This window comes from Streptomyces sp. Q6, assembly GCF_036967205.1.
Classification (GTDB): Bacteria; Actinomycetota; Actinomycetes; order Streptomycetales; family Streptomycetaceae; genus Streptomyces; species Streptomyces citrinus.
Genome location: NZ_CP146022.1, coordinates 8,558,790 through 8,566,166, shown reverse-complemented (window position 1 = coordinate 8,566,166; position 7,377 = coordinate 8,558,790). Strand labels below are relative to the sequence as shown.

Below are 7,377 nucleotides of genomic sequence, written 5' to 3'. Positions count from 1 at the left end.
AGACACGACGCGCCGCCGCTACGCGGCGGAAGAACGCCGCGCTCCGCGTGGCTGGCCGGCCACCTGCGGCCGGTGCGGACAACTCCGTTGTCCGAGGCTCGGATCGCTCCGCGATCCGGCGGAATCCGCTCCGCGGATTCCTTAAAGCGGCAGCTACGGACGGGGATTGGGAGGGTGCCAGCCTTCCAATTTTGTCCTCTGCCCTGAGGGCTGCAGGCTGCTCCCTCCCCCGGTTCTGCCACGCAGTCGATCTGCGTCCGGGGGTCGCCTCTCTGTCTTGCTCTCCTCATCGTACTGGTTCGGTGAGGAGCCTGTCTGCTGTATGGAAGCAGAAAACTATGTGATCTTCGAGGGTTGGTGGAGGGCCTCTGTGGAGGATGTGCGGCCGGTCACGGTCCAGTTGCTCTTGAGGATCTCGGTCATCAACTGGTCTTGTTCTTGGGTGAGTTGGTCTGCGTTCTGCTTGGTGCGTACCTTGCAGAGCCACGGGCCGATCATGACGTGTTCGCCGTCGATCTCCATCCCTTCCCGGGCGTTGGGCGGGCGGCCCCAGCGTTCCACGAAGAGGCGCAGGAGTTCGGCGGTCTGCCGGAAGGAGCGGCGGCGGCCTCGTGTGCTGGGCGTGGCGCTCGTACTCCGTACGGGGAGCGGTACTTGATCGGGGGTCAGGCCGAGGTCGGTGAGGAGGTCGCGCTGGCCGTCGGCGAGCTGGCTCCAGGTGGTGAACTGGCGGTGCAGCCAGCCGCCGGCCTTGACTCCGTCGATCGTCAGGTCCCGGCGTAGCGTGGCGGGGTCGTGGCCGGCTTCGATGTGGCGGCGCAGCAGGTGGTATTTGCGGTGCCAGTCGGGTCCGTGCGGGAGCTGCCAGTTGGGGTCGAGGGTGGTGAAGTGCTGTTCGCGGCTGGGGGTGAGGAGGCCTTTGCGGGCGCGGGCGCGTTGGTCGACGAGGAACTGGCCGCCGGGTTGGGTTGCGGGGATGGCGAGGTGGCCGTGGACGGCGTGGAAGGCCTCGACGGTGGCGAGGTTGGCTTGCCAGGCGGCTTCGTTTTCGTCCCAGATCATGCTGAGGGCTTCGAGTTCGGCGATCCAGTCGGTGGTGAGTGCGTCTTGGTGGTAGGCGGTGCGCTGGCCGGTGATGAAGGAGCCGAGGCGGTATCCGTAGGCGTCCTCGTAGTCGGTGGGGACGCGGAGGTGGCCGTGTTCGGCGTGGTAGCGGACGGCGGCGGCGAGGCCGGCGCGGCGGGGTGCTGAGAGGACAGCGCCGTCGGAGGGCCAGGCGATCAGGTCCATCGCGCGGGCGATGTGGTCGGCATCCAGGGTGAAGTCGAAGCGGAAACGGCGCGCGATCAGTTGGTGGGTGTCGGTCTCCAGGCGGCGCTTGGCGTGCTTGCGAGGGGCGCGGGCCGTGATGGACTGGTCGTGGTGGCGCAGGGCCGCGGTGATGAGCCAGAGGGCCTCGTAGGGGGTGCCGAGGAGGTCGGTGGGTTCGGCGTCGGGTGAGGTGTAGGCGGGGATGACCAGGCTCGCCATCTTGTGGTCGAGTGTGGGGGGCTTGCGTAGAGCGCGGCCCAGGGCCTGGACGATGCGGCGCACGCTCGCGGTGCGGTCCGCGAACACGATCGCGTCCACGGCTGGCAGGTCGACGCCCTCGCCGAGGACTTGGGCATTGGTCAGGATGCCGCGGGTGGCCTTTTCGAAGCGGTCGAGGATGGTGTGGCGCTGCTCGGGAGGATGGGTGCCGTTGATCGACTGCACACTCAACTCGGTGGCCCAAGAGGGGCGTTGGGTTTCGGGGAGGGTGCGCAGGGTGTGGGGGAACTGGCGGGCGAAGTCGCTCGCGTCCGCGATCTGCTGGAAGTAGACGATCACATGGTGGAGGTCGTGCTCGCGCATGGCCTTGAGGACGGCCAGGTGCAGTGCGCTCGTTCGGCGGGCCGTGGTGCCGAAGCCGGTCTGGAGGTCGGTGTCGGTCAGGGCGCTGCGCAGGTCGGTGTCGGTGATCGTGGGGATGAGGAGCTGGTAGTCGGCCAGGACGCCGTCGTCGATCGCGTCCGCGTGGGAGTAGGTGTGCAGACGGGGGCCGAAGACCTTCGGGTCGTCCATCGAGGCGATGAGGGACGGGGCTTCCCATTGCGGGGCGGTGGCCGCGGTGCGCTTGGGCTGCGGGCGCGCGTCCGGGACTTCGGTCAGGCGCGGGGCTTCCCACTCATACGGGGTCGCGGTCAGGTATAGGCGGCGGTCGGCACGGACGCGCTGGTTGTCGTGGATCATCGTCCACTGCTTGTCCCAGGACCCGGCGGTGCGGTGCGCTTCGTCCACCACCAGGAGGTCGAAGACGGGGACCGGGAAAATGGTGTGCTGGGTCTCTTCGATCCTGGCCAGGGAGTCGAGGGTGACGAACACGGTCGCCCGCTCACGCCGTTTCCTGCGCTGCGCGAGCCAGTACGCCAGGTAGTCCCCCGAACCCGTACTCATCGCGCCGGCGTCGGCGAGCAGCGGGTGCTTGCCGGCGTCGAGGGAGGACACGGCCATCAGCGCCTCGGAGCGGCCATCGGTGCGGGCGGCCTGGGCCCACTGGGCGATCAGGTCCCAGCTCGGCACCGCGACCAGCAGGTGATGGGTATCCAGTGCCTCGGCGCTTCTGAGCGCGATGAGCGTCTTGCCCGTCCCGCACGCGGACACGATGTGCCCACGCGAGCCGGGGTGCTTCAGATGCCGGACTGCGGCCTCGATGGCCGCGTTCTGATCCGGGCGCGGCACACGACGACCTGCAGGGACGGTCGAGGGTGCTGCAGCAGCCGCTGGCTCGAGGTTGGAAGACATCGGGTACGGCCTCAGCTCGCGGCGGAATGGTCGCCGTCCATCCTTCCGTACTCGCGGCGGCCCGTATGGGCACCTGGCGAACCTGCCTGAGCGGCTACACCTGTTCCTGGTACACCTTGATGTCGGCGGGTCTGAGTGTGCGGATGGTTATCCAGGCTGCTCGCGCGCTCAGCTTTTCGGCCCACTCGGCGAGATCGTCTCCGGCGCCGTGGAAGAACCATGAGTGGAAGCTGCCGAGGGTCTCCAGGGCGGGAGCGGGTTCGTATCGAAGCTCGCAGTGGACCTGCACGTAGTGGTCGTGGTTGCCGTCGCTGTCGGTGATTTCGAACTGCCGGGCGAGGTCCAGCATGAACGTGGCAGGGCCGTCGAAGGCGTAGGTCCCGTATTGGAACAGGAGGCCATCTGCATCGGGGGTGTCCGAGACGTCAAAGAGTCGTCGGCCAAAGCGTAGGAAGGCGAGCCAGGCGCCTTCCGTATCCAGGTCAGCGGACTCCTGCTGTCCAGCCCTCAGTTCGCCCTCAAGGAGCTCGGCGGCCTCGTCCATCGGTAGTCTTCGCGTCAATGCGTGCCCTCCTCGTCCGCTGCAGCGGGGCTGAGCGTACTCAGTCAGGCGGGCCTTCCCGTTTTCCAGCGTTAGAAGATGCCGGCCTGCATGTGCTGCGTGAGGTTCTCGAGGATCTGGCGCAGCCACGGAGCACGGGCGGCCGGTAGTCGGACCAGGGTGTGCTGGAACGTTTCTGAGTCAACTCGGAACAGTTGGTCGGGTCTGGGTTCGGGCGGGTCGTCGCGGAGCACGCCGTCGGGCATCCCTCCAGACGCGGGCGTGGGTAGATGTGGCTCAGGGTGGATCATCCACCGCCACACGCCGAACGGCAGTGGCACCCGGTATGCCGAGGCAGCCGAGCCGGGCGGTCTCCAAGTCTCCCCTGTCTGCGGATGGACCGGCACGAGAAGGATGTCGGCGTCCTCGTCGGCTACGGGCAGATCTGGTCCGGCCACGACCGCCGGACGCTTTGGCCCTCCCGCGGGCAGCAGGGCGTCAAGGGCGCGTTGAAACACCTGAGCGGTGAGGCCGCCCGGGACGGTCACCGGCCGGCCTTGTGAGGCCGCCAGCAGGTGGGCGAGCGCATGGCCGGCTGCCGCTTCCCATTGCGGGCTCCAGGACCAGAAGTTGTTCAGGCCCAGTCGTGATCCCCACACCATGGTCATCGGCGCGAATGGAGGTGTGCCCTTCTCGTTGTCCACCAGCTCCGTCCAGGAGAGCAGTGTGTCCTCGGTGCCTTCGGCGGGGAGGCGGCGTACGGCGTCGGGGGCGAGCCACACCGCCTGCCACAGCGAGCAGTCATCGACCCTGCTCGCCACGGGGAGGCCGCATGACATGCAGGCCATGTTGGGGCCGTCGGCCCCGTCGATGCCGCAGCAGGCACCACCACGCTTCTCCGGGAGCAGCACTGTGTTGCGGGTATCTCCGGGAGCGATGACGATCGCGCCCGGCGCGCCATCGGAGAGGGCGTAGACCGGTGCGTAGATGCCGCGGGCCGCTGCTTCGTCGGGGGTGATCTCCTCCCACCGCCGCCATGGTGGTCCCGAAGGCTCCGGGGCCACGGCGAATGTGCCCGGCTCCATCAGGGCCGGGAGCTGGATCGAGTTCCCGTACTTTTGGCGGGCGTGGGCCGGCAGAGCAACCTGGGACAGCGGGGCGGTCAGCTCGGCGCCGCACCCCGCGCACACGAAAACGAACAAATGTCCTCCGCTGGGATTCAGAGGCATGGTCCCAGGACGCTGGCGGTCAGCCAACGGATTTCCGGGCGCGGTGGGAAGGCAACCGCACGCTTCGTCGGACGGCGTCTGCTCTTTGCACGCGTGCAGAAGAATGGGGGCGTGCTGACCTATGTCTACCGTGTCACCAAGTACGATCCAGCCGACCGTGACGAGTACGGGCACTACGTCGGCACGGAAGACATCGTCAGCGACCACGGCGAGGTCGAGGCGGCTTCTCTCCAGGCGGTCGCTGAGTTCGCCAGGGACACCGCCGTCGATCACTTGGCCGTACGCGAACCAGGGGTTCCGTCCCTTGCGCACTTCGGCGTGGAGTCGGCGATGGACTGCTTCGGGTTGGACGGCCTCTTCCCGGATGATTTGGCCGGCTTCTACGACGGGGCAGAGGTGGCGCTCGATGTCGCCCTGGAGTTGGTGCGGATCATGCTGCGGGGCAGCGGCGCCTGGTGCCGGCTGGAGGTGGAGGACACCTTCGCGGTTCATGTGGGATGGGACCAGTACCTCTACATCAGCAGCAGCCGGCCTTGCGAGAAGGCACTGGCTCGAGCCCGCGGGCTCGGGCTGTTCCCCGAACGTATCGCTGTGTCCCCGTACGCCTTCGAGGACGAGGAGGAAGGCGTGCAGCGTCCCGCAGACGATGAGTTCTGGTTCGACCTCCTCCGCGCCGTCGCCACAGGTCGCGCCGGAATCCTCGAGGAGACCTATCTCGATGGCGCCTCACGGTGGCACCTCCTCACCCGCGAAGCCATCGAGGCGGTGCGTGCCGGACTGGCTCCCGGGCCCGCCTGGAGGTCTGGCCTCCCTTGTCCGGTGACATCGACGCCGTCCTGGGCAACCTGCCCGAGGACGGACTCGTCGAAGGCGTCTGGCAGGACAAGAACGGCCACATCCACAGCGCCATCGCCGACGAGGACGAGTTCCCGGAACTTTCCGCCCTGATCTCCAGCGCCTCGGGCGCCGCGCTCCTGTCCGTATACGCGGGCGAACGTGCACCTCTGTGTACCGCGGTCATGCCCGACAACGACGGAGTTCTACGGGCTCGTTGGCGGACCGAGCCAACACCGAACGACCAAGACTGGGCACTACGGCACTCCCAAGCCTGAGGGCGGCTACGCGGCCTTCGCAACGCGAAGCGCTCGGAGCTGGGTGCAGGCCAGTAGCCGTACGTGGGCGCCTCAAATCCGTCGGTCGTTCGACTGCGGGCCAGGCAGGATGTGTCCCTATGAACCCTGTGCTGTGCGGCCTCGCGTCCAATGTGGCGCTGCCCGTCGAGCTGGTCGACCGCCTGATCGTGGTCGCGGACGCGGACATCGCTGACGGCCTCGCCAGCCGCGCGGACCTCAGCCGTGAGCAAGCGGTCGCCTTGGCCGTGCGGGGCGAGGGGAGCGCCGTGCGACTCGCGTACGAAGGCCGGCTGGCAGCTGCGGACATCAACCCCCGTACGCAGCCGCAGGCCGCGCTCGCCCTGCTCGAGGAGGGTTTCGGTGACCTGGAGTGGACGCGGCTGTTCGCGGTGGATCCCAACGTCGAGCGTCGGGCGAAGCTGGCCGCCTGTCCCGGTCTTTTGGCGGATGTGCGGGAGATGCTCGCCGCCGACCGGGACGTACGGGTCGTTGCGGAACTCGCGTTGTGGACCACGGCGGATGTGGCCGCCCGTCTCGCGCGCCACCCGCATGCCGAGGTCCGTCGCGCGGTGGCGGCCAACGAGGCGACACCACCACAGGTCCTGGCCATGCTGATCACCGGCGAGGGGCTGCCACCGGCAGAGCAGTGCCTGGTCTGCGACAGCGAGGAGACGCCCTACGTACACGATCCGCACTGTCCGCGGCTCGACTGCGGCCTGTCCGCCGATGCCTCGTGCTCCGGCTCGCACGAGTCCACCCTTCACGAGCTGGCGGAACAGGCCCTGTGGAACCCCGCCACACCGATCGAGGCGCTCCTGCGCTTCACCGGCCATCCTTCGGCGCTGTTGCGCTGCCGGCTCGCTGCCCGCCCCGATCTGCCGCCGGAGACAGTGGCGCGGCTCGCCGGTGACCCTGTTCCCGGCGTACGAGCCGATCTCGCGGAGAATCCCACGATCAGCGAATCTGTGATGCGGGTGCTGGCTGCCGATGGCGGTCACGACGTGCAGCGCAGACTGGCGCACAATCCCCGGGTGCCGCTCGACGTACTTTCCGGCCTCGCCGCCACCACCAAGATCGGTTCGACCCTGCTGCCGCGGATCGCCTCCGCTTCTCCCTCCGAGGTCGAGGAGTTGTCCACGTCGTCGAATCCGGTAGTGCGGATGCTCCTGGCCGAACGGCGTGATCTGCCGGCCGAGATCCGCGACAGGCTGGCCGACGATCCGGACGCGAAGGTGGTCAAGTCCATCGCCGGACACCCTGGCCTCTCGGAAGCTCAGCTCCGCTCCATGGTCGAGCGCCACGGATCCCGGGTCATCGCCAAGGTGGCGGCCAACCCGCAGACGCCGTCCGCCCTGCTGGAATACCTGACGGCGCACATGACGCCGGTCCGGAAAGCACTGCGTGAGGTCGCCCGGCACCCCAATGCGACTGGTCCGGCGCTTCTGGTCTGTCTGACGGACCAGGACGCGCGGCGGATCGCTGCCGGGCACGCGGCCCTGCCGCCACAGGCCATCGTCGAATTGCTCGCCGACCACGACTGGCAAGTGGTGGAAGCCGCGGCCGCCAACCCGTCTCTGCCGCCGGCCGTCATGGTGGAGTTGGTGCTTGAGCTCAACGGGGCGTGAGTCCGGCGCAGCGTGCCGTCACGTTG

General features: G+C 68.3%; 5 protein-coding genes. 2 read left to right on the top strand and 3 right to left on the bottom strand.

All coding sequences use genetic code 11. The annotated features are described in order from the left end of the window. Positions 1-336: 336 nt before the first annotated feature. The 3 genes from V2W30_RS39440 to V2W30_RS39430 all read right to left on the bottom strand — a co-directional run bounded on the left by V2W30_RS39440 (position 337) and on the right by V2W30_RS39430 (position 4,566). Positions 337-2,760: a Helicase associated domain protein gene (locus tag V2W30_RS39440; RefSeq protein ID WP_425244457.1), complete on the bottom strand. Its 2,424-nt coding sequence runs from the start codon at positions 2,758-2,760 to the stop codon at positions 337-339. A 157-nt stretch (positions 2,761-2,917) separates the two neighbouring features. Further along, positions 2,918-3,367: a hypothetical protein gene (locus tag V2W30_RS39435; protein ID WP_338692518.1), complete on the bottom strand. Its 450-nt coding sequence runs from the start codon at positions 3,365-3,367 to the stop codon at positions 2,918-2,920. Between the two features lie 89 nt (positions 3,368-3,456). Beyond that, positions 3,457-4,566, bottom strand: a complete 1,110-nt coding sequence (locus tag V2W30_RS39430; protein WP_338703412.1) for a hypothetical protein — start codon at positions 4,564-4,566, stop codon at positions 3,457-3,459. Between the two features lie 138 nt (positions 4,567-4,704). Here V2W30_RS39430 and V2W30_RS39425 point away from each other — a divergent pair, with 138 nt between their 5' ends. Together V2W30_RS39425 and V2W30_RS39420 are read left to right on the top strand one after the other, a co-directional pair. Next, entirely contained in the window at positions 4,705-5,541 is an 837-nt protein-coding gene (locus V2W30_RS39425; RefSeq protein WP_338703411.1) for an RNA-binding protein, read from the top strand. Between the two features lie 283 nt (positions 5,542-5,824). Beyond that, entirely contained in the window at positions 5,825-7,351 is a 1,527-nt protein-coding gene (locus V2W30_RS39420) for a hypothetical protein (protein ID WP_338692521.1), read from the top strand. The last annotated feature ends 26 nt before the right edge of the window (positions 7,352-7,377 follow it).

What these genes read in the sequence shown, in the direction of transcription:
- V2W30_RS39435 (WP_338692518.1), bottom strand. Translation starts at nt 3,367, where the DNA reads ATGGACGAGGCCGCCGAGCTCCTTGAGGGCGAACTGAGGGCTGGACAG.
- V2W30_RS39420 (WP_338692521.1), top strand. Translation starts at nt 5,825, where the DNA reads ATGAACCCTGTGCTGTGCGGCCTCGCGTCCAATGTGGCGCTGCCCGTC.